At 44.5% G+C, this 22751-nt stretch carries 15 protein-coding genes and 9 pseudogenes; 12 read left to right on the top strand and 12 right to left on the bottom strand.

Annotated elements, in window-relative coordinates:
- Positions 1-240: 240 nt before the first annotated feature.
- From AACU19_RS21040 to AACU19_RS21050, 3 pseudogenes are all read left to right on the top strand, one after another.
- A pseudogene (locus AACU19_RS21040) lies at positions 241-411 on the top strand (alpha/beta hydrolase); the annotation flags it as partial.
- Between the two features lie 89 nt (positions 412-500).
- A pseudogene (locus tag AACU19_RS21045) lies at positions 501-647 on the top strand (IS481 family transposase); the annotation flags it as partial.
- A gap of 85 nt (positions 648-732) precedes the next feature.
- Positions 733-870, top strand: a pseudogene (locus AACU19_RS21050) (helix-turn-helix domain-containing protein); the annotation flags it as partial.
- 55 nt (positions 871-925) lie between these two features.
- On the opposite strand, the gene AACU19_RS21055 reads toward AACU19_RS21050, so the two are convergent.
- Complete coding sequence (locus tag AACU19_RS21055) at positions 926-2881, bottom strand: ankyrin repeat domain-containing protein (RefSeq protein ID WP_105278493.1); 1956 nt, start codon at positions 2879-2881, stop codon at positions 926-928.
- 311 nt (positions 2882-3192) lie between these two features.
- On the opposite strand from AACU19_RS21055, the pseudogene AACU19_RS21060 reads away from it, so the two are divergent.
- The 3 genes and pseudogenes from AACU19_RS21060 to AACU19_RS21070 all read left to right on the top strand — a co-directional run.
- Positions 3193-3339: pseudogene (locus AACU19_RS21060) on the top strand (helix-turn-helix domain-containing protein); the annotation flags it as partial.
- A 243-nt stretch (positions 3340-3582) separates the two neighbouring features.
- On the top strand, positions 3583-5205 hold the full coding sequence (locus AACU19_RS21065) for a hypothetical protein (protein WP_105278494.1): 1623 nt from the start codon (positions 3583-3585) through the stop codon (positions 5203-5205).
- 880 nt (positions 5206-6085) lie between these two features.
- Positions 6086-6280 carry an MbcA/ParS/Xre antitoxin family protein gene (locus tag AACU19_RS21070; protein WP_105278495.1) on the top strand — a complete coding sequence of 65 codons (195 nt, stop codon included), beginning with the start codon at positions 6086-6088 and terminating at the stop codon, positions 6278-6280.
- A 115-nt stretch (positions 6281-6395) separates the two neighbouring features.
- On the opposite strand, the gene AACU19_RS21075 is transcribed toward AACU19_RS21070, so the two are convergent.
- Positions 6396-6782, bottom strand: coding sequence for a hypothetical protein (locus AACU19_RS21075; RefSeq protein WP_105278496.1), 387 nt, complete (start codon positions 6780-6782; stop codon positions 6396-6398).
- A 275-nt stretch (positions 6783-7057) separates the two neighbouring features.
- Between AACU19_RS21075 and AACU19_RS23775 the strand changes: the two genes are divergently transcribed.
- Positions 7058-7192, top strand: a complete 135-nt coding sequence (locus AACU19_RS23775; RefSeq protein WP_445236466.1) for a type II toxin-antitoxin system PrlF family antitoxin — start codon at positions 7058-7060, stop codon at positions 7190-7192.
- 766 nt (positions 7193-7958) lie between these two features.
- Here the strand turns inward: AACU19_RS23775 and AACU19_RS21080 are convergent.
- The 4 genes from AACU19_RS21080 to tcuR all read right to left on the bottom strand — a co-directional run bounded on the left by AACU19_RS21080 (position 7959) and on the right by tcuR (position 12862).
- A complete protein-coding gene (locus tag AACU19_RS21080) occupies positions 7959-9254 on the bottom strand; it encodes an MFS transporter (RefSeq protein ID WP_000193886.1) in 1296 nt (431 codons plus the stop codon).
- Positions 9255-9308: 54 nt separating this feature from the next.
- Entirely contained in the window at positions 9309-10448 is a 1140-nt protein-coding gene (gene tcuB / locus AACU19_RS21085; RefSeq protein WP_105278497.1) for a tricarballylate utilization 4Fe-4S protein TcuB, read from the bottom strand.
- Positions 10435-11838, bottom strand: coding sequence for an FAD-dependent tricarballylate dehydrogenase TcuA (gene tcuA / locus AACU19_RS21090; RefSeq protein WP_050153618.1), 1404 nt, complete (start codon positions 11836-11838; stop codon positions 10435-10437). The genes tcuB and tcuA overlap by 14 nt, the downstream gene beginning before the upstream one ends.
- Before the next feature lie 97 nt (positions 11839-11935).
- Positions 11936-12862, bottom strand: coding sequence for a tricarballylate utilization LysR family transcriptional regulator TcuR (tcuR, locus tag AACU19_RS21095; protein WP_050153619.1), 927 nt, complete (start codon positions 12860-12862; stop codon positions 11936-11938).
- Positions 12863-13701: 839 nt separating this feature from the next.
- Here tcuR and AACU19_RS21100 point away from each other — a divergent pair.
- The 3 genes from AACU19_RS21100 to AACU19_RS21110 are packed head-to-tail and all read left to right on the top strand — an operon-like array spanning position 13702 to position 18705.
- Positions 13702-17064, top strand: a complete 3363-nt coding sequence (locus tag AACU19_RS21100; protein WP_029404079.1) for an ATP-binding protein — start codon at positions 13702-13704, stop codon at positions 17062-17064.
- Positions 17057-17518 carry a response regulator gene (locus tag AACU19_RS21105; protein WP_000593665.1) on the top strand — a complete coding sequence of 154 codons (462 nt, stop codon included), beginning with the start codon at positions 17057-17059 and terminating at the stop codon, positions 17516-17518. Before AACU19_RS21100 ends, AACU19_RS21105 begins: the two co-directional genes overlap by 8 nt.
- Positions 17515-18705: a 5'-methylthioadenosine/S-adenosylhomocysteine nucleosidase family protein gene (locus AACU19_RS21110; protein WP_023157064.1), complete on the top strand. Its 1191-nt coding sequence runs from the start codon at positions 17515-17517 to the stop codon at positions 18703-18705. The genes AACU19_RS21105 and AACU19_RS21110 overlap by 4 nt, the downstream gene beginning before the upstream one ends.
- 121 nt (positions 18706-18826) lie before the next feature.
- Here AACU19_RS21110 and AACU19_RS21115 read toward each other — a convergent pair.
- The 3 pseudogenes from AACU19_RS21115 to AACU19_RS21125 all read right to left on the bottom strand — a co-directional run.
- Positions 18827-19193: pseudogene (locus tag AACU19_RS21115) on the bottom strand (DDE-type integrase/transposase/recombinase); the annotation flags it as partial.
- 13 nt (positions 19194-19206) lie between these two features.
- A pseudogene (locus tag AACU19_RS21120) lies at positions 19207-19326 on the bottom strand (transposase); the annotation flags it as partial.
- A 3-nt stretch (positions 19327-19329) separates the two neighbouring features.
- Positions 19330-19413, bottom strand: a pseudogene (locus AACU19_RS21125) (transposase); the annotation flags it as partial.
- Positions 19414-19578: 165 nt separating this feature from the next.
- Here AACU19_RS21125 and AACU19_RS21130 point away from each other — a divergent pair.
- Positions 19579-20106, top strand: a complete 528-nt coding sequence (locus AACU19_RS21130; RefSeq protein WP_105278498.1) for a hypothetical protein — start codon at positions 19579-19581, stop codon at positions 20104-20106.
- 77 nt (positions 20107-20183) lie between these two features.
- Here the strand turns inward: AACU19_RS21130 and AACU19_RS21135 are convergent.
- Positions 20184-21246 (bottom strand): annotated as a pseudogene (locus tag AACU19_RS21135) (IS3 family transposase).
- Between the two features lie 110 nt (positions 21247-21356).
- On the opposite strand from AACU19_RS21135, the pseudogene AACU19_RS21140 reads away from it, so the two are divergent.
- Positions 21357-22279 (top strand): annotated as a pseudogene (locus AACU19_RS21140) (IS5 family transposase).
- Between the two features lie 36 nt (positions 22280-22315).
- Here the strand turns inward: AACU19_RS21140 and AACU19_RS21145 are convergent.
- A complete protein-coding gene (locus AACU19_RS21145) occupies positions 22316-22573 on the bottom strand; it encodes a hypothetical protein (RefSeq protein WP_105278499.1) in 258 nt (85 codons plus the stop codon).
- Positions 22567-22751: hypothetical protein (locus AACU19_RS21150; protein ID WP_105278500.1), on the bottom strand; the 185-nt coding region annotated here is incomplete at its 5' end. The genes AACU19_RS21145 and AACU19_RS21150, both read right to left, overlap by 7 nt.

Consider the following 22751-nt stretch of genomic DNA (forward strand, 5'->3'; position numbering starts at 1 on the left):
TTTCAAAGACTTTTTTATATCGCCAAATAACATGACGATTTCATTATGCATGATGTTTATAAACAACGTCTAAACAGAATATGATTGCGAATATGGAAAATGTCAGGAAAGGTCAAGAGTTATTAATGTTTTATATGGCCAAATAACATTAGGAATGCTTGATGTTTTTTTGTTGTCATTATTTCTTGATGGATTATTATTTGGCAATCTATCATCCACGCACCAATCTTATTGTGAAGTATCAGGTTACCCGGTATTTGCGGCTGGGGAGGTATGGTTTTGAACGACGCCGCAATGGATGCCCGCGTGAAAGCGATGGCTACTAACGTGATGTACGACATGAGCCGGGCGCTGGGCCATGGCGTAGGTGAGGGCAAAGACCGTTATTTCACCGCCGACCGTCGTTCTGTTTACAGTCAGCAGGAAAGTCGTTGCCGCAGGCGACTGTGTGAATCGTCAGTTCGTGGCAGAACATCCTGACCAGCTGTGGGTGGCTGATAACTCCGATGGCGCGCTACTTTGAACTTGCTGAGAAAACGCCATACTCTGATGCCGTTCACGCAAACTATCAGCCCAATGAGGAGCATATACAGGAACAGAATAACCAGCTTGAACTTGAGCTGAGAAAATTGAAAGGATGTCTATGAATCACACAATTTATTATCGAATACGGTGACCGCCTGAGCGGCCACCTTTAATCGTGGGCAGTTACACAGAATTATTTACAGGGTCCGTCACTACGGCATTTCTCCTGCCACTAGCTACAAGTGGCTTAAACGTTGGACCGATGAAGGTTTATCCGGTCTTCAGGACCAGAAACGTACTCTTCAGCCTTCCCCGAACCGTTCGTCCTACGACCTCATTGCGCTTTTTCTTCCGCTTTCCATGCTATAGCCATGCAGGGGGCCACGGGATGTGCAGGGCCTTACCCTACAACAGTGAGCCCCGGCACTTTTACATCATCCCGCATCTCTTCGCCGAGGGGGGTAAGCCCGTCTGGGGTCAGGTAGGGTTTGACAGTGTCCACATTAATGTTTAGGTTCTGACAGTACTCCTCTAAACTCCCGGCCGCCCGCCGTACACTCAGATCACTCCATTGCCGGAGTTGTCCGTAGGTGAGGCTGGTTTCAGACTGCCTTGCTATTTCGTCTGTTTTTGGTTTTCCAGTTTCTGTCAATACAATATGGCTGACAATATTTAATTCCCTCAGCAAATCAACAGGAATATCTGACTTATTATCCATCAGTATGTTATCGAACAGCATTTTGTACATGCTTATCAGTTTGTCCTTATTCCCTCTGTCCATACCTTTGGTCCAACCCGAGATGTCTTCGTCGATTTTTGCAAACAGAAACTTTTGTATATCCGCGCCGGTAATGTCAAACTTATCATTCAGCATGGGGAGCGCGTCCAGTATGGTCTTCAGTATTTCCACATGTCCGTGCGCTATGGCTAAAGATATCCCTGTCCAGCCGTTGCCGTTTTTTGAAGCCAGTATATTATTGAGGACATAGTCTTTGGTAATATTAAACTCCCCCTTCATCGAGCAAAGACGGTCCAGCATGGTCTTCACTATTTCCACATGACCATAAGACATAGCATGCGCCATCCCCGTCATGCCATTCGCATTTCTTACAGCCAGGAAACCCAGAATATCCTCTTTGGTAAATACCTCCTCCGGTAGCGCGCAGAGATTATCCAGCATGAACTTCAGCATATTTACCTTCCCATGTGACATGACCTTAAATAAACCCGAGGGGTTTTGGGAAGTTTTATCGTTGAATGAAGACAGTATATTAAAGACATCCTCTTTGCTGAGTTGTAATTTCTCGGCATGGTCGGGGAGTAACCGTTGCATAGCGGTCACTATGTTTTCTTTCCCATTAAGCATGGCTTTGCTCAAAGCGCGATCATCACCCCTACGTGGATTGATTAAATCCCGCATCTCATCATTGGTAATTCCAAACCTCTTGACCACGTCGGGAAGCATTTCCAACATCGTTATCAGTATTTTATCATGTCCTTCCGTCATGGCAATTTCCAACCCTTCAATCGAATTAGATCTCGGATCAGAGTTTTTTGCTTTCAGTAACCTCAGTACATCATTTTTGTTAATGTCATAATTAACGGGCAGTTTGGCGAGCAAGCCCAGTATTGTATCCAGCATGTCATAGCGTCCGTTCTTCATGGCCATATACAAACCCGGGGTACCCCCTTCGCTTGACGTCTCCAATAATTTTAGCATCTTACTGGAGGTGAGTCCGCCTTTACCGGTAAGTTCGGACAGGTGAAGGCTTTCAATCAAATCTGTATCCCCGTCCCGCATAGCCCTGAACAAAATGCTCTCACCCCTGTTGTCGCAAGCCATCAGCTCTTCTAAAATGTCATACCTGTAAAGCTTGTTCGCAACCAGATCATAGGACGTTTGGTAATTTCTCGGACAATATTTTTCTATGAGGTTTTGTTTAACGTTTGTAAACTCTTTTTCTGTACAACATATTGATTCGTTCCCCCCGGCACAACTGATGGACAACTGTTTCGCTTCCGGGGCAAAGTTTATTTCTACATAAACCTCGCCACTCTCATCCCGGATGACATATCTGTACTTCTCTTCCTGAATGGCGCTTTGAAAAATCAACTTAAGATATTCCATGCCTTCCCGCATATTCTCATTGTTCGGAATTTTTTCGCTTCCTAACAAATGAGCAATAGCATATAATAACTTTTTGACCCAACTGGAAAATCCTCCGGTACTTGTATCAAGTATGGCTTTGACACCCGCCAGTGGCATCTTGTTTCCATCATAGTACAGGTCTTTTGTAGTATTTGTAGTAGAAGATCTGAGTATTATAGTGTGGACATCACCATTAACGGACATCATAATAATCACCTTTTAATTTATCGAACCCATTACTGACATTAACAGAAATCTGAATATTATCCCGGATAATGCCGGGATAAAGATTCACCTGATACTATTTTAAAACCGGAGAAAAACTATCAAATATCGCTCATTTTAAATGATTTCTTTTATGCTTTTGTCATTCAGAAGTTACCCCACCTGGGGCACCTGCCTCACGATATTCGAATTCGAGTTGCAACTGACTTGAACGAGAAATTTACGGGGTCACATGATGATACGATTCATTCCATTCTTCGTTCTAAGCATTCGAGGCAAATGAAGATGAATCAGTGTCTGAAAAAAATCCGATACCAGAGCGACTTAAGGAAGCGAGATGCAGGGCGGGATTATCACAGCGCTCTCTGGGTCTCCTTGTTGGCTTTGACCCTGCATCGGCTAGCAGTCGTATGAATCATTATGAGACAGGACGCCATGTTAAGCCGCCATTGACGATGCATCTTGGTTCATGAAGTAAGTTAACAGTCAATATGATTTAACTTATGTTGAGTATAAATGTGCCGTTGCTAGCGATTGTAGCTGGTGAACTGCAAAACCACCGGAAACGCACCAGATAAATTTTAACCACATGAATACCTGGCAAAATGCGCGAATTTTGATAGCCGGTTCACGGGAATATGGACAGAATCCGGCTTTTCATCAACACATTTTTGTGAGGTATCATGCTCCAGCCTACTTCTTTATCCGGTGCATCCGGTGTATATGTTAAACCCAATGAAAATGAATATTGGGCACCCGATGAATCCAGCCAGACAGCAAACCGTCTTCATATCGGCTATGTATTAACCGATTTATTAAACAATTCATTAAACGATATCGCAGCCAGCAAGACCAGCAAGACCAGCAAGACCAGCAAGACCAGCAAGACCAGCAAGACCAGCAAGACCAGCAAGACCAGCAAGACCAGCAAGATAGAAAACTGGGATGATTTATCCTCATCAGATTATACAACCATATTACACAACGCATCCGAAGAAACTTTCATCCACATGGTTTGTCGTTCCCTCCTTCACGATCAATGTTTGACCAAAAGTGATCAGCTGACAAATATGTTCCTGAGCTTCGAGTCCACAGACAATCCCAATATTTACACCATCCCGGCCAAAAAGGAAGACCCGCCGATAGGGCTCTTACTGAACCTGTCCGTCGTCGATGAGCCCATCATGACAATGTACATACCAGGTATGCCAAAAGTAGCGTTGTCTGTAACTCTGACTGGCGATAAACCACACTGTAAACTGCTCCGGAAGTATATCGATAAAGTCCCGGACTGGGTGGCCCAGATAACGGCATGGCGTGCCTGGGCCAAGGTGAATGCTCCCGGGGAATACAGGGCAGAAGCTCTTAGTAGGGTGAAGGCATATATATACAATAGAGCATGCAATAGTGCTTCGGCACTGGAACTAGAACTGGCAAATCTGATGCTGACCAGCCTGCCGGAGCTGCCCGCCGGGCTGGAGAAGCTTGATGTGAGTGGAAACCAGCTGTGCAGCCTGCCGGTCCTGCCCACCGGGCTGGAGGAGCTTTATGTGAGAAGAAACTTGCTGGACAGCCTGCCGGTCCTGCCCGCCGGGCTGAAGAAGCTTGATGTGAGTAGAAACCGGCTGTGCAGCCTGCCTGTCCTGCCCGCCGGGCTGAAGCACCTTAATGTGGGTGGAAACAATCTCTTCATGTCCACCGGGCTGGAGCTGCCCACCGGGCTGGAGGAGCTTGATGTGAGAAGAAACGGGCTGGACAGCCTGCCGGTGCTGCCCGCCGGGCTGAAGCATCTTTATTTGTGTAAAAACCATCTTTGCAGCCTGCCGGTGCTGCCCGCCAGTCTGGAGAAGCTTGATGTGAGTAGAAACCGGCTGTGCAGCCTGCCGGTGCTGCCCACCGGGTTGGTGATGCTTGATGTGAGTAATAATCAGCTGTCCGGCCTGCCGGCGCTGCCCGCCGGGCTGGTGACGCTTGATGTGCGTTTTAACCTCATGAGCAGCCTGCCGGAGCTGCCCGGCTATATGAGGACGCTTAATGTGAGTAATAACCAGCTGATCCATCTGCCGGTGCTGCCCGTCAGGCTGAAGGTGCTTGATGTGAGTAATAACCAGCTGACCAGCCTGCCGGACCGCCTGCCCAGCGGACTGGAGATGCTTAATGTGTGTTGGAACAATCTGACCAGCAAGCCCAGCCTGCCGCCCAGCCGGCCGAACGCTTGGTACTTTGGCTGTACGATTAATTATGAACCCCAGAGGCCTCGCTCCAGGGAAAACCCGTCTGCTGAGGTATCGGGCTATACGCCCTGAAGCAGTACAGAGAACAACCAGAACCGTTTGATTTTCCGGGGGGCACCGACTACATCGGTGAATTGCGCAATGGTAAAGCGGCAGTCATGAGGAAAACCATGCGAAGTCGACGCATTGCGCAACTGAAGGCTATAAAACAGGCGCACCGTAAAAACAGTTTGACCAGTACACCCGGATTAACCGGTGCGCAACAATTTCACCTCATATTCTGGTGGAGACAGATGTAGTGCGTATGGTGTTATATCAATAATTGAAGGAAGTCCACCCGCTGTCAGATATGTCAGTAAAACAGGGTATATATCATTGATTGAGCAATTCAGGAGCGTTACTTTTATCCGTATCAGTGCACTGTCTACACGTTTGTGGCTATTCGTTGTTTAATTTGTTGCGTTGAAGTGTTAAAGGTTGCATCTGGGACTGACTGAGATTATATTTTTCAGGTCTAGCATATAGTGGTACGCGCTGCTAACACTCCTATTAGTGAGGCTTATCAGTGCATGAAGGGAGAGGGCGGGGTCGGCTTTGCCCTCTCTTTTTTATGACTGTATTAAACTTCAAATCCTTTTTAAAATTCATTGCCTTATTGTAATATTTTTATTACCAATCCTAATCAGTGTTTTTATTTTTTCATTTATCTTAATATGTCTTTTATCTTGCTCAAGAGAAAGTTTCCGGAATTCATTTTCTCTGCTCGGCACGGCAATTATCAATTCTTCATGTTGGCTTTGATCCCGCATCGGCTAGCAGTCGTATGAATCATTATGAGAAAGGGCGCCATGTCCCCGATATTGATACGATTCGACGGATGGCGGCAGAGTTAAACGTGCCGTTGAACTACTTAGTCTTATCGAAGCACTCAAAACGTCTTCAGGTGTAAAACATGCTGACAAAAAATGATGTTCTTCAAAAGGCTATTGATCTTTTTGAAGGTAACGAAAGTGCAGCATTAAACTGGTGCAATGAACCAAACAGAGCATTACAGTGGAAAACGCCCTCTGAGATAATGGACTCAGAAGATGGGGTGTTGAAAGTTGCCATGCTCATTTTTCGAATAGAGCAAGGGGTTTATTCATGATTTACGACTCATCTAATTTCTCCAACTAACGGTTGGAGAAATTTGGGAAGGTAAGCAATATACAGAATGACGGAAAGAAATCGTCCATGCCCTTTGCCGAAAATTATAACCAGCATTATGACGACTTGTGTAACTCCCGAATTACATGTTTGGCCAACAGACTTTCCACCGGAATAACCGTATTGATTTTTACCGCTTTGACAATTTCTATCAACGATAGGGTATTCTGCGCCAGTTGGTCTTGCAGTTCACTGACTTCCGCCTGCAACTGCTGGTTTCTGGCCAGCAAGGCCTGACGGGTTTTGCGGTTGACGTATTGCTGTTTTTCTTTTGGGCGTAGATTCAACGGGCCAAGTTGCTGATCAACATAGGCAGCAATTAGGCGTTTTCGCTCAAGGCTGCTCAGCGTACTTAAACCACCGTTAACGATACCTTTTGCCTTGAGCCGAATATGCAGGGCCTTGGCGGAAATAGGGGACTTGTCAAAGCCTTCAGCCAGCATCAGTTGTAATTCGTGCTCGATCAGTGTGTCCAGTTCCTTTCGTGAGAGGCAATGGAGAGATATGAAGTTGTTTACCATCGTAGGCTATTTAACTTATGTTGAGTAAAAATTTACTTCACAAAATGTGGACTAGTATCTTATTGTTTTATATATGTTATTTAGTGTGATGGTGAATTCACCTGCAAAGAACTTCATGAACTAACAGGGAGTATCCATCTTATGAGCATTTTCTTACAGCATGTGTTACTTCAACTTTTTCCATCGCATTCGAAATCCTGACATATCAATGTAGTCAGACGACAATTCCGGCAGTAATACACGATGCTTTGCATCTCAAGCTCGGTGAGTATATTCATTACACTTTGCTTGCAGGTGGTAAGGTCATCATGTCACGACAGGATGAAGACTAGGACGACCCGCTGATTTCGCAGTTTCTGACTTTTCTTCAAAACGACATGAAAAAGAACCCACAGAAGATTGCTCCAGTTCCGACAATTTTCTGCGAAAGCATGAAAGCATGAAAGCATGAAAGCATGAAAGCATTAACTGCGAGAGTTGATGTTGATTTGGACGCACCGTTTGCCAATAATTAACGATTAAGAAACGCCGGTGACAAATGGAATACTTAGAAACGGCTGGAAAATCTGCTTTCATGAGTGTTTTTTAAGCCAGATTTCAGGACCGATGGAGTGAAAGGTGGTTAATCCACTGCATGACGGGATCTTATCGAATTTCCGTTAAGCCCAGTCACCGATTTTATGGATTGAGCCGTCTGAAATTTAACCTAGGCAAGTAATAAGCGAGCAATGATCATACGAAGAGTTTTAATGATATCAGTAATAACTGATATGTTTGCACTGAAATCATTATTACCATGGTATTCGATACTTCCATGCATAAATATAGCCGAAATTAAATGAAATTCGAAATTTTGATGATACTAGCACTTAGCTTATTCATTCATAAATGATATATCTCTGAAGAGAATATTACGTTACCTGCGCAATTATTATTCTTCCCTCTGAACATTGCTGGCATAACCAGTCATCGATGCACCGGCGAACTCACTGAAGTGTTGGTATATAGCCCGGTTACGTAACTCCCGTGTCACGGTGGCCACGGTTTTACGGCCCACTGGAGAAAGCAGGCAGAGATATTTCTCTGCCTGCTTGCGTTTCAGAGCTTATTCTCTACTGTCTGATAACCACTACTGAGACGAGCAAACAGCATTGTCGTCGCAGCGAGTCCGCACAGCGCAGCGCACATTAGCCACCATCCAGGAGAACTTTTATCTCCAGTCAACTGGACCAATGCGGTGGAGATGGCTGGTGTCAGGCCGCCGAAAATCGCCGTGGCGAGACTAAAGGCCAGCGAAAAACCCACAGTTCGGACATAAACCGGCATCACTTCAGTCAGGGCCGCCACCATCGCGCCGTTATACATGCCAAAAAAGAACGAGAACCAGAGCAGCACCAGCGTCATGCGGGTGAAGTCAGGGGCAGCGGTAAGCCAGTTCATCACCGGCAAGGTGGTGACGAGGGCGAGCAAGGTGATGCCCATCAGCACCGGGCGTCGCCCGATCCGATCAGAGATAGCGCCGCCAATCGGCAGCCAGATGAAGTTAGAAATCCCTACCAGCATGGTGACTACTAGGCTGTCACGTGCGCTCAGGTTCAACACCGTTCTCCCGTAAGTGGGGGTATAGACAGTAATAAAATAAAAGGTCGTGGTCGTCATCGCCACCAGCAGGGTACCCGCGGTGATGATGCGCCAGTTTTTAGCAATGGTGGTAAAAATTTCCCGGGTGTCCGGACGGTGTTTACGTTGTAAAAAGGCTTCAGTTTCCTGTAGCGAACGTCGAAGAACAAAAATCAGCGGAATAATCATGCAGCCAATGAAGAACGGGATTCGCCAACCCCATTCGGAGATTTCATCGTGTCCCAGCGTGACATTCAGACCGTAGCCGATCAGCGCTGCGACGACAATCGCCACCTGCTGGCTGGCCGATTGCCAACTGGTGTAAAAGCCTTTATTGCCTGGCGTGGCGATCTCAGAAAGATAAACAGAGACGCCGCCCAGTTCGACGCCAGCAGAAAATCCCTGTAGCAGACGCCCCACCAGGACCAGCACGGGAGCCAGCAGGCCGATAGTCTGATAACCCGGCACGAGGGCGATGAGCAACGTGCCGCAGCCCATAATCGCCAGGGTGACCATCAGCCCTTTCCGTCGGCCGATCCTGTCGATATATGCGCCCAACACCACGGCCCCGATAGGGCGCATTAAAAATCCGGAGCCAAAAACGGCAAAAGTAAGCATTAATGCGGCAAACTCACTTTCGGCAGGAAAAAACGTCTTTGCGATATAAGTGGCGTAAAAACCAAACAGGAAAAAATCGAACTGTTCGAGAAAATTACCGCTGGTCACACGCAGTATTGCGCCGAACGTGCCAGCGCGCGATGGTTGTTGAGTCATTGAAGTTGCTCCACTGTCTTATCATAATTATGTATAGAGGTAAGAGTTTGCGGGTTAGTCGCCTGCGACCCCCGCCTGTTTTCCACGTCGCTTCTCAATCGCCCATTTGAGTAAAGACGCGCAGCGGTAAAATCCGTGGGCAAATTTTCCGTATGGAATGGTCAAAAAAAGCGCCATGACCACGCCAAGATGGATGGCAAGCAGGATCCCCATCCATGAGGTGTCTCTTCCCGCCAGCAAACCTATACCGGTCAGGCTGGTCAGGAGCAGCAGTAAAATAAAACCGCGATCCATCGGTTTCTGTCGCGCGTCGCCATGCAGTGGCGAGCGCTTAAGGTTTAACCACAGCAGGCCTGCCGGGCCGACAATTAAACCGATTCCTCCGAGCGTGCCAAGCATGACCGGCACGCTGAAGAACGGGTAGGGGGCTTCCCAGCCGGCGAAGTAGTGGTAACCCGTCGCCACCACGGTCGCAGCGAAACAGAGCATAAAGCCGTAGAAGGTGAAATGGTGGAAACGACGACGCATCAATGTGAAAGCATCGTCCGCCTCGTTGCAGCCTTTTCCATGTCCGCCATCGAGGTATTTCAGCGTCAGCGCGTTGTGCGACGCTTCGGCAATTTCCACCGGACGCGGCCCGACGGGAGAGATCTCGCGCCAGAAGCGGATCACCCCTGCCATTAGTAAACCGATCGCCAGCATGAAAACCGATCCAAACATCCATGCCAGCAGGTTGTGCGGGAAGATTTGGTAGAAATCACCGGCCAGCGGCGGATGGAGTAGCGATCCCTTCAGCCCCATCGCGAGGAGTAAAAAGAGGATCAGACTAAAGACCAGTGCCAGCGTCACGGTAACGCCAGCCTGGCGATACAGCGCTCCGAAGGCCGCCGGTTGCGCGTAGTGTTGATACGTTTCCAGACGCACTTCCGCCATTGCTTTCGGCACGTTGATCGCAAACTCATGGGGTGGGGCATACTGGCAGGCGTGCAGGCAAGCGCCGCAGTTATGGCACAGGTTTGCCAGATAGTTAATGTCGGCTTTGCCAAATTCCAGTCGTTGAGTCATTGCCGGGAACACGGCGCAAAATCCTTCACAGTAGCGACATGCGTTACAAACCTGCATCACCCGCTCGACTTCAGCCTCTGGTTCGGTGAGAATTTTGGCCTCGATAATCAACTTTTCAAGCTGCTTCATGATGCGCCTCCTTGCGTGCTGCCTGCGCGGCTTCTTTACCTGCGATGCGACCAAACGTGGTGCCAATGGACATGCCGACCCCGGCGGTATAGCCCTTGCCCAGTACGTTGCCAGCCATCATTTCACCGGCAACGAAAAGGTTACAGCTGGGCGTGCCTGCGAAATGGACCGCAGCGTGTTCATTCACTTTCAGTCCGAGATAGGTAAAGGTGATCCCTGGTCGCAGGGCATAACCGTAGTAGGGGGGGGTATCAATAGGCCGTGCCCAGTGAGTTTTCGGTGGCGTCAGGCCCTGCGTCGCGCAGTTGTCCAGCTTAGTGTGATCAAACTGACCCAGCTGACAGGCCTGATTGTAGTGTTCCACGGTGTGGGTAAAGTGTTCGGGATCCAGCCCCAACTGGCGGGCCAGATCTCTTAGCGTATTGGCCTGTGCGCCGGGGAAAACTGGCGGCATAAAGTGACCGATCGCTTTGCTGTCGATAATGGAGTAGCCAATCTGCCCCGGTTGGTGGGCAACCAGTCGTCCCCAGATGGCATAGCGTTTCGGCCAAAAATCTTCCCCTTCATCGTAAAAGCGTTCTGCATCCCGGTTGACTACCACACCCAGTGAGACACAATCCACGCGGGTACAAATTCCGCCGTCGTACAACGGTGCCCGTGCGTCGATCGCCACACAGTGGGACTGAGACGGATCACCGATAATGTCTGCCCCGGCATTGATCATAAATTTGAGCAATACGCCCTGATTAAAGCGGGTGCCGCGGATAAGGAAATTATCGGCTGGCCATTCGCCACGAGTGTTCTCTCCCCAGGCGTCGCGTAGCCATTCACGGTTGGATTCAAACCCGCCGGCGGCGAGTACGCAGGCTTTCGCCTCAATGCGTTCGTGACCTGCCAGGGCTGCGACGAATTTGCCGTTGTGCAATTCAAGCGCCTGTACCGGCGTGCTGTAGCGAATCTGTACCCCCAGCTTTTCTGCACTGCGGTAATAGGCGTTCACGAGGGCTTTACCACCGCCCATGAAGAAGGCATTGGTGCGCGCCACATGCAGCGCGCCGGAAAGCGGAGGCTGAAAATTAACCCCATGCTTACGCATCCAGTCACGACACTGGGAAGAGGTTCGAATCACCAAGCGCGCCAACGCTTCATTGGTATTGCCTTCGGTGACACGCCAGAGATCCTGCCAGAATTCCTCTTCGGGATAACTCTCGACCAGCACATCCTGTGGTGCATCGTGCATACAGCGTAAATTGCGCGTGTGTTGGGAATTCCCGCCGCGCCATTCCCTAGGCGCAGCCTCTAACAGCAGCACGGAAGCTCCTGCCTCACGAGCGGTTAAGGCGGCGCATAGCGCGGCATTACCACCGCCAATCACCAGTACATCAACCATCGTCTACTCCACTACCTTTTAACTGTCTGTTAAATTTGTAAATGAAGTGTATATTTATGTGTTGTGTAAGCGCTATAACGAATAACTAAAGGGGGGTTTAGGGAGCGTAAATGGTTGCGCCCGGCCAATGGCCGATTTCAACAAGTTTACGCATGACTTTTGTAAGTATCACGCGGGCTGCAAGAGCGGCGGGTGGGAGTTCATCGTCCGATAGGCTGACCAGAAAATTGGGGCGACTGAGTATGGGATTATGGATGCCGATCACTCTTAATGATTCACTCTCAAGATGCGAAATGGCTGCTCCGGGTTGTAATGTTGCGCCGAGTCCGCTGCCAACGGCGCGCATCAGTAACGCCAGGCCGTCAATTTCCGTGGCGATATCAACCTTCAGCCCGTGTTCCTGACTAATAGCCTCCAGTAGGCCGCGCAAGCCGTGGCCTGAGCTTGGCATGATCAGGGGAATATTCGCCAGTTGAGCAGGGGTTATGGTGTCATCCGGAATATCCGTCAGCAGATCATGTGTGCCAATCAGAAAAAGCTGCTCTTCGAGAACTGGCCTGGCGCTCCAGCGCAGGTGCTTTTCTTTCCGAAAAACAACGGCCAGATCAATCTGACGGGTGTTGATCATCCGTTCCAGATTACCTGACAGGCTTTCCACCACATGCAGGCGAACGTCGGCGTAATGTGCCCGCATGGCATGAATAAACGGCACACCCAGGACGGAGGCTGTACTGGGGGCCATACCGACGCTGACGTGTCCGGACAGACGCGCATCGCGCGCAGCAAGAATGGCATCATCAGCATGACGCAACGCCAGCTGTGCCTGTGAGTAAAAGGCCAGACCCGAGTTAGTTGGCGTTACACCACGCGAGGTTCGTTGCAACAGACGAATGGCGAGTTCATTTTCCAGCCTTGTCATCTGTTGACTGAGCGCTGAGACACCGATGTCGAGATCAAGCGCCGCGCTGCCCATACTGCCGGTTTCCACAATACGGACAAAATAACGTAACTGGCGAAGTTCCATTTCGATTCTCCGGAGAAGGCTGAGTATATTTTACATTAAAGCAACATGCTGTCAGAAGAAAGCGCTGAGTGGCGAATGGCGCGCATAACAAAAAAACCGACAGGTTGGCTTTTCAAAATAGTGCAAATTATTTCGCTTCGTGCGAGTGTTCACTAACGACCTTCCGATCAATACTGAAGTGGCACACTGAATTTGGCCACCTGAACAGAGGTGATATGCTCACCTCAGAACAACATGAAGAGAATGTACTCTGTACCTAATGCAAGAAACGAGAGGGGAGATCAGAAATCCTAACGTATTGATTTATCAGTTAGTGGGAGTGTCTTATGAACTTAAGAGCAAACCCACCATATTTAACTTATGTTGATTGCAACGCTAGTTCACTGACATCGCGCCGATTAATGTATTGTTTTTATAATTGATTTCCATAAAAAAACATAATATTTTGTTACCTCGCTTCATGAACTGGTCCTGCACAACCCGTATGGATGTTTTTAGCTGATAGGCCTAACTACAGTTCATTAATCATTTCTCATCACATTTTCAAAACAATCATCTCATTGTTTTGATTAGTTATCTGATTGATCTATTGAATAAAGTGTAGGTTGCGCTAGCATAGAGTTTATCAAGGGCTCTTGCCTCTGAGGGCGGTAGCATTGTGCCATCAACATTGCACACGGAGCGCTAAGGCAACGGAATTTTAACAAATTAACAGGTTTTCCTACAAAACTGTGAAGCGAAAGGTTACTCCCTGACTTGAACAGGTGAAAACATACTAGGTCTGAACAGTTATTCCTGATACTGAATGAATAAATATGCCACCTTAAGTGGAGCCAAAAATGGCAAGAAAAATAAGCACTTTAGACAAAATATTCAAAAGCAGCGGAAATAAAAATGTTATCTTGAAAAAGGCATTTAAAGAACTAGAACCAAAAACTCTTCAAACTTTTTCTAAGATTATGTATAAAAAATTTCCTTTCAATAATGTGACTAGTATCGGCGAAGCAATTGAAAACAGAACGATATATGAATTCAAAATATTTATACCTGAGCCTGTGAAATCTGCTAGTAACAATGTACTATTTCATTATGTGATTGGAATTCTTAATCGAAATCAAAATTCAATATCTAAACTCATCTCTTTAGAGAAAAAATATATTGACAGTTTGCTATTCGATAAACCGAAAGATGCACTTGATATTTTAGACGAAATTGATTCGAGTTTTGGTCTAAGTTTTTGGAGTATTACCCAAAGAAATAACATAGAATACCTAATGTATGGAGAGGTTCGAATTGGTGATGAAACAAAAAATTATAATGATGTTGATGACATTTTAATAAAAATTCACCAAAGCAACTTAAATGAAATAAATGATGGGATTTTAATCGCCCCGGAAATAATAGACTCAGAAGCTTTGAAGAACGGTATTTATAGCTTCATCAACTATAGAATTTTTGGTTTAAATAGCAGTGATATTACGTTTGACATTTTTCAAGTAATTAAACATGAGTTAAGTTCAACATTAGTAGATTTATACAAGGCATTTGAAACACTCTGTTACATGACCATTACCGGCATATACAGTGGTTATGAACCATATTATGACGACATACTGAAATATATTTCTTCTATAGATCACTATCTTTTTAGAAACTTAAACTCAAATGAAGATTTATCAGAAGAAGCACAGTTGATTTATGATAGCTATACGCTGAATGATTATGCTGTCACTATCAATCTATTATCTAAAACAAAGGAGTTCGATCCTTCAAGATTCAAGATTTTCACAAAATCACTATCATTAACTGATACAAAATTACCTGAGGAATGTTTTTATTTCTTGCAATCAAATCTGATGTCTGATGTCTATTCAAAAAATGAAAAATTCCAACATTCGTCAACTAGACTATCTAATTTAAATTTGGCGTTTAGAGGAACCTTAGTTTTTAATTTGATAAAACACAGAATTAATATTGAGTCAAAAGGATATTATAACGAGAAAGAATCCTATATTATCAAGGCTGAACTTTTATTTTCAAAAGATAATACCCCTTTGAAGTCTATCATTTTATCTAATAGAGCACAGGGAAGTAATAGTTACAAACTAAAAGGAGTAACTGCAGACATCTTCATGAAAAAAGAAGAACCTCATGATATCCATCATAATGAAAGAAGGCTCAAGTACTTCATATTTCAGTTAATGAATGAAAATAAAGTCAGTGAGGCATCGAATTATCTTGTCGATAAAGTAACTTATAAAGACAAGGAATTATCTCAGCTATACATAAAAATCAAATCGATGACGGGAAGAATAGAAGATGCATGCAGATGTTTTTTAGATATGTACAAGATTTCGCCTTCAGCAATCAACTACTTTATTACTGAAGAATTTTACTCTGCACTTGAGTCAAGTGCTAAAAATGCAACTAATATTGACACGGCCATTTGCTTATATTTATGCAAAGATAGTTTTGTCGATAAAAAAATGAATATCAACGCTACAGGTATCGCTATAGGTAAATCAATTAGATATATGGGATTAAAACATCCTTCAGAATTGCCAATTGATAAGGCTGATGGAATGTTAAGTTTCTATTTATCTGATGTTTGCGAAAAGGATATATTAACTAAATCATGGTTGTATAGAACTCAAAGCGAAGCATATGATGAAAGAATTAGAATTTGCAACATACTAGTTAGCAACAAAATGGGCAATCAAGATAAATTAGTAAATGAGTCGAAGATATTGTCTAAAAGAAAAGTTCTAGAAGTTGCAGAAAAACAAGTTAATAGCACTAAGATCTATGCGGATAAAGATTATATACTAAATAATATTTGGGAGCAGTTGAACTTTCTTTTTAAAGACATAGTAGAAAAACGAAGTGAGTTTGGAGATATTCTCGATAGCGAGATTGAACGAGTTTTAAAAAACTTGGATCTAGAAAAGGTTGATATAAGCACCGTGACAAACATGGGGTTAAATATTTTACCCGTACACATACTCCAATATGCAGCTCTTGGACAAAATTATAAGTTAAAAGCAATATTTCAAATGATTAAGACGTACATTGAGGAGTATTGTTTTGGACTGAAAGGACTTAATACATATCTTAGTACAAGAATTCGACACGGCACGTTAGAATCAACCATTACAAGTAGTCTAGTAAGTAATGGGTTCATGCCTGCCGATGATAATGATGAAGATAGGCAATTCTACAATCTATTAAAAGATACGCCAGAAGATTTGATCGCGCAATTAAAAAGAAAAAGGAATGAGTTCAAGGAAAAACTTTACTTCATTATAAATGAGATTATTAATGACTGGTTGCAAATATCTATAGATTCGCCAATACCTACAAAACAAAAATTTAATTTTTATTTTGATGAATATGATTTAATTAGAATCACAAAGAAAATAGAACTCTCACAGAGTTTCAATGAATGCTGTGGTTATTTAGATGAATTTATTGAAGATAAACTTGCCTCTTCCTGTTTACGAGTAATATCATCATTAGATAATAAAAGCAGAACTGATATATTAGCGTTATTTGATGATTTTGAAGATTTTCTTTATGAAATACAGCGTGAAAGTGGCTGTAGTGTTTCATATGAATTCAATAGACTAGTAACAATTTCAAAACAACATGTCCTTAATCAACTAGATGTTATTATAAATTGGTTCAAGCTTAAGCAGGACTTCCATGAAGAAAGTTATGATATGGAAATAATAACTGGCATTATAAAAAACATGGTTCAAATTGAAAATATTAAAGTAATAGATAACAACAAAATTAAAATAAAATATGACATATTATCTGCAATTGTTGATATAGTTTATAATTTAGTGAATAATGCTATCAAATACTCTCTTTTGCATCCATCTAATGTAAATATTGAGATTGAATGTATCGCTGATAAAACAACCAACAAAGTTTCAATCGAAGTCAGAAATGACTGTTTAGCAGTCTGCAATTACGAAGAAAAAAACCAAGAGTTAATAAAGTATAGTGCTCCTGTTTCCTCTGAGAATCTAAGAAGTTTAATGCAGCGAGAGGGGGGGAATACTGGAATTGCTAGAGTTAAAAGTGCTATACGTTATGAATTAAACGCTCGCGAGGAAGTAACCTTACGTTATTTGTCAGAAAACAATTTCTCAGCTACTGCTTCCTTTAGAAATGCAAAAGGATTAATCTATGATTAAACTTTTAATAATAGAAGATGATTTGTATAAATCAAATGCAATTTCTGAATATCTTCGTGATGAACTAAATATAAATAACATTACATGCCGAGAATCTTTATCAAGCGGTGTATTTGAAGTGCTTGACAATCCTGACTATGATCTAATCCTATTAGATATGAGCATGTCAACATATGACATTTCTGACAAAGATCCCGTTGGTGGTATACCTGAGAGTTTTGCTGGTGAGGATTTTTTAGCTCAAATGGAATTATTAGGTTATAAAATTCCAATTCTCGTCGTTACTCAATATGATACGTTTGGTGCCGGAGATGATTCCTTTCCGTTGAAAATATTAGATAATAAACTTTCAAAAAAACACCCGGAAATTTACAAAGGATCTATTTTCTTTCGCTCAATTTCTAATGAGTGGAAAGTATTGCTTAAAGAAAAATTATACGAGGTATTAAATTGAATATTCTTTTAGTTGAAGATAATTACGACAAATATCCAATTATTAATAAAACGTTAAGTATTTTTGATAATATAAACTTTACCAAAGTAGCTTCTGTTTGTGATGCATTGGATGAGCTTAGTAAGACACTCTTTGATATCATGATTATCGATATTCAGATTCCTGATATAGATGGGGGCGATATAAACCCTCAAGGAGGCGTGGAGTTGTTGAATAATGTTGAACATCTGACTCATTCAAAAATACCACGATATATTTTTGGATTAACATCAAACTCCTCGGATGTAAGCTCACACTTTGATACTTTCAAAAAATTTGGTTGGCCTTTGTTTGACTTAAGAAACGATGCTGATTGTTGGAAAGACTTGCTTGTCACAAAAGCTCGTGCAATTGAAAAAAATATAAATTACATGAGTGCTGATGTTGCTATCATAACGGCGTTAGAAGATACAGAGTTAGAGGAATTATTAAAGCTAGCACCATCATACACTTCTTCAAATATTGATGGCTACAGGTATTATTTCTATGAAGTAACTACAGTTAATGGAACTAAACTAAAAGTTGTTTCATCTTCTGCAGAGAGAATGGGCGTTACATGGTCGTCACAACTAGCAACTAGAATTATTGAAAAATTCAAACCAAGAATAATACTGATGACAGGGATTTGCGCCGGTGTATCAGGAAAAACTTCGTTAGGAGATATTATCGTCGGCGATCCTGTTTGGGATTGGGGAGCTGGTAAAATATCTGAAGATCACGAAGGTAATACAATTTTCTTGCCAGACCCTCATCAATTGGCTCTCAACAGAAAAGTGAAGGAACAGCTAAGAGATTTATCGCAAGACACTGTTTTTTTGAAGTCTTTAGTTATTTCTTGGCCACACAACACTTTAACATCGGCACCGCAAATATTAATAGCCCCAATGGCTTGTGGATCATCGGTCATTGCAACTCAAGCTACTGTAGATGATATTGCAGATAAACATCGTAAAGTAACAGCTATTGAAATGGAGTCTTATGCAGTAATGGCCGCGGCCTTTTCTTATGATATTCCTTGTGCCGTTATTAAATCAGTTTGTGATTTAGGGAATAAGCATAAAGCTGATGAGATTCAAAACTACTGTGCTTATTCTAGTGCTTCCGTGGCTATAAAACTCATCATTGATAAGTATCATAATTTAATTTAATAAATGTTTATGTGATTTACTTTTCCATATTTGACTAGGCCATTATATGCAAATTAGTGTAGGGCGTTAACCAGCCTATGTACCGATAAGTACGGAGGTGAGGTGTGATTCTGTTGTACTAATTCAGAAAATAACCGCTAGTTTGTTGGCGGGCCTCGTTCTTGCCTGCGTAGCTATTAGTTGGCACCCATTCTTTTTTCATACTGCGGAAGAAACGTTCTATGGGACTGTTATCCAAACAGTTTTCCCGTCGGCTGACACTTGGCTTAATCCTCTAACGCCAAAGAAGTTATGATATTTCAGTCCTGTGTACTGACTTCCTTGAGCGCTTTGAAACATGACGTCCTGCGGCTGACCACACACCTCATACGCCATCCGTAAGGCAATGCTTATTAGAGCAGTATCGGTATTTGCTAACAGGCTCCTACCGATAACCTTTGAGGGAAAAGGTCTATAACCACTACCAGTGAGAACCAGCGATTTCCTGCTGAGAGTAGATTAGTAGAGGCTGTGTGTAGAGACGCCCAGACGGTCAGATACTTCAGCGACGGAATAACCGCGCTCCGTTATCTGACGGGCGGCTTCTTCCTTAAATTCAGGTGTAAATCGTGGTGTGTCCATACTGCGGCAGAGTTCACGGGCAGAAACCCCGGCTTCAGCTTCGCGGAGGATACTGACAATCTGCTCGTCGGAAAAACGCTTCTTCATGGGGATGTCCTCATGTAGCTTATGAAGACATTACTAACATCGCGGTGTATTAATCAACGGAGAGCAGGTCAGGATACTTACATTTTGAGCACCTGATATAGATCTTATTTCAACTACAAATTAGAATCAATACTGTTTTGACTAAACAGGGATTTTAAGGAACCTATGCATTCATTTTCTGAGTTAGCATACAGATGCACAAATTTCTCATTAGCAAAAATTAATGAAGGCTATGATTTATCAGTTAAAGCATTATCTGAAACTGGTGCCACACCACCTTTAAAAAATATGCAAGCTCTTAATCTGCAAAAAATGATTCATGCAGTGGGGTTGTTTTCTGTTTACGAAGCTCACTTACAGCGCAGGTTACACTGTAGAGACGGTTTCAAAGAGGCTAAATCTATTCTCGAACAGGCAGGCGAGATTTCGCTGAAAGATAAGTTTCATGATTACTATCTTGCAATCAATGCGTTAAAGCATGGTGATGGGGCTAGCTATAACAATTTGGTCGCTAAATTCAATAATCTTGATTTTGTAGTTGATACACCTACTACACCTGTTCAGGAAGAGGGTGATGTTTCAGGTGTTGAGGGTTTGGTCCTTGTGGATGATGATTTTATTCAAAATTGTCTTGCTGTGATAACCGAAGTATCAGAATGCATATCAAAGCAACATCCTGATTTCCTTGATTAATGCGTGGAGTTTAAATTCGAAATTTTTTATATGGGCTGGCGCTGCTGATCCATTCCCAATATCGGTGCCAGGTTAAATCAGAGATCCGGGCCTTTTTGCAGACTTCGGATAAATTCCTCCGGTGTCAGGTTGTTTAATGATGAATGAGGTCGTTGCTGGTTATATTCCTGTCTCCAGCACTCGATCTTCTCCTGAGCATCTTCCAGTGACAGGAACCAGTGCACATTCAGACATTCATCACGAAGTCTGTCATTAAATGACTCGACCAGTGCATTGTCTGTGGGCTTTCCAGGCCGTGAGAAGTCCATCGTCACCTTATTCTCATAGGCCCATCGGTCCAGAGATTTGGAGATAAATTCGCTGCCATTGTCCGTCTGCAACCGGAGTGGTACACGGCGCTTCATTTGCTTCAGACGCTCCATAACGACCACCACATCCTCACCACGTAACCCCTGTCCAACCTGGATCGCCAGACATTCCCGACTAAAATTATCGACTATAGCCAGCGCCCGGATCCGGCGTCCGTTGAACAGATTATCAGCAACAAAATCCATGCTCCAGCACTGATCTACTGCGCTAACTTCCGGACGGACGCGCCGGTGTCTGGCAGTGACATGTCGGCGGGGTCGTTTTGTCCGCAGATTCAGTCCTTCCAGACAGTAAATCTGATGTGTTTTCTTATGATTTATTAACCAGCCTTCCCGTCGTAAAAGAATATGAATACGCTGGCAACCGTAGCGAACTCGCGCTTCTGCAATCTCTCTTATCCTCTGAGTCAGGGCCCTGTCATCGCGGCAGCTACGGTAGTTGTATACCGTACGACTCTGCATCATCAGACGGCAGCCACGGCGCAGACCAATCCAGCAGATAAGCCACCGCTTCCCGTTTCTGGACGGGCCTCAGAACTTTTTTCGAATGACATCCTGGAGCATTTCCTTGTCCAGACTGAGGTCCGCCACCAAACGACGGAGGCGCTGATTTTCATCCTCCAGTTGCCGCAGACGGCGCAGTTCTGTCACGCCCATCCCGCCAAACTTCAGAAATGCCCATCTTTCTGCACACTTCTTCCACCCGAGTGCCAGTTTCGGCCTGTTTCAGCGCAAAAGCGATCTGTTCTTCTGTATAGCGGGTCTTTTTCATGACGGAATGGCCTCTTTGTTTGATAAAAGAAAGGGCTTTGTTGAATAAATCGAACTTTTGCTGAGTTGAAGGATCAGATCACGCATCCTCCCGACAACACAGACCATTCCGTGGCAAAGCAAAAGTTCAGAATCACCAACTGGTCCACCTACAACAAAGCTCTCATCAACCGTGGCTCCCTCACTTTCTGGCTGGATGATGAAGCGATTCAGGCCTGGTATGAGTCGGCAACGCCTTCATCACGAGGAAGGCCCAGCGCTATTCTGATCTCGCCATCACCACCGTTCTGGTGATTAAACGCGTATTCCGGCTGACCCTGCGGGCTGCGCAGGGTTTTATTGATTCCATTTTTGCCCTGATGAACGTTCCGTTGCGCTGCCCGGATTACACCAGTGTCAGTAAGCGGGCAAAGTCGGTTAATGTCAGTTTCAAAACGTCCACCCGGGGTGAAATCGCACACCTGGTGATTGATTCCACCGGGCTGAAGGTCTTTGGTGAAGGCGAATGGAAAGTCAGAAAGCACGGCAAAGAGCGCCGTCGTATCTGGCGAAAGTTGCATCTTGCTGTTGACAGCAACACACATGAAGTTGTCTGTGCAGACCTGTCGCTGAATAACGTCACGGACTCAGAAGCCTTCCCGGGCCTTATCCGGCAGACTCACAGAAAAATCAGGGCAGCCGCGGCAGACGGGGCTTACGATACCCGGCTCTGTCACGATGAACTGCGCCGCAAAAAAATCAGCGCGCTTATTCCTCCCCGAAAAGGAGCAGGTTACTGGCCCGGTGAGTACGCAGACCGCAACCGTGCCGTTGCTAATCAGCGGCTGAGCGGAAGCAATGCACGGTGGAAATGGACAACGGAATATAACCGTCGCTCGATAGCGGAAACGGCAATGTACAGAATGAAGCAGTTGTTGGGAGATTCACTGACGCAGCGTGACTACGATGGTCAGGTAGCGGAAGCTATGGCCATGGTGCGTGCGTTGAACAGGATGACAAAGGCTGGGATGCCAGAAAGCGTGCGTATTGCCTGAAAATCCAGCCAGCTACAGGGTCGTTCGCACGAAATCTTATTTATTCAACAAAGCCTTAGGATGATTGTTTTCGAAGGAGATTTTTACATTACTGCAAGCGCCGGAGCAAATGGGCAATGTGGAAAGAGCGAAGCTTACTGGCCCTGTTTTTAAACTCTTTTCTGAAAGCGCTTTCCCGTCAGACTGCATTGATCTTCCAATTGATAAAGTTGTTAACCTGACGGCATGATAAACACCATTTAGGGACTGTGCCTGATGTACAGGCTTATCAAATAGCCAGGCTTCTATCACCATTCTTCACGCCTTGCCGGTGAATCAAACTCCTTTTCTACAAAATTTGCAGGCTTTGTATAAGTAGAAAGTGGTGCAGAACTAAGCGAAATCTCCACTCCTAAAATATTTAAAACTTTGTATAGACGCTCAAGGTGATGACTCCAACTTATTGATAGTGTTTTATGTTCAGATAATGCCC

The organism is Escherichia sp. MOD1-EC4550 (assembly GCF_963876935.1).
Classification (GTDB): Bacteria; Pseudomonadota; Gammaproteobacteria; order Enterobacterales; family Enterobacteriaceae; genus Escherichia; species Escherichia coli_F.

Coding starts and splice junctions, on each gene's coding strand:
- AACU19_RS21055 (WP_105278493.1), bottom strand. CDS start 2,881: ATGATGTCCGTTAATGGTGATGTCCACACTATAATACTCAGATCTTCT.
- AACU19_RS21065 (WP_105278494.1), top strand. CDS start 3,583: ATGCTCCAGCCTACTTCTTTATCCGGTGCATCCGGTGTATATGTTAAA.
- AACU19_RS21070 (WP_105278495.1), top strand. CDS start 6,086: ATGCTGACAAAAAATGATGTTCTTCAAAAGGCTATTGATCTTTTTGAA.
- AACU19_RS21075 (WP_105278496.1), bottom strand. CDS start 6,782: ATGCTGGCTGAAGGCTTTGACAAGTCCCCTATTTCCGCCAAGGCCCTG.
- AACU19_RS21080 (WP_000193886.1), bottom strand. CDS start 9,254: ATGACTCAACAACCATCGCGCGCTGGCACGTTCGGCGCAATACTGCGT.
- tcuB (WP_105278497.1), bottom strand. CDS start 10,448: ATGAAGCAGCTTGAAAAGTTGATTATCGAGGCCAAAATTCTCACCGAA.
- tcuA (WP_050153618.1), bottom strand. CDS start 11,838: ATGGTTGATGTACTGGTGATTGGCGGTGGTAATGCCGCGCTATGCGCC.
- tcuR (WP_050153619.1), bottom strand. CDS start 12,862: ATGGAACTTCGCCAGTTACGTTATTTTGTCCGTATTGTGGAAACCGGC.
- AACU19_RS21100 (WP_029404079.1), top strand. CDS start 13,702: ATGGCAAGAAAAATAAGCACTTTAGACAAAATATTCAAAAGCAGCGGA.
- AACU19_RS21105 (WP_000593665.1), top strand. CDS start 17,057: ATGATTAAACTTTTAATAATAGAAGATGATTTGTATAAATCAAATGCA.
- AACU19_RS21130 (WP_105278498.1), top strand. CDS start 19,579: ATGCATTCATTTTCTGAGTTAGCATACAGATGCACAAATTTCTCATTA.
- AACU19_RS21145 (WP_105278499.1), bottom strand. CDS start 22,573: ATGGTGATAGAAGCCTGGCTATTTGATAAGCCTGTACATCAGGCACAG.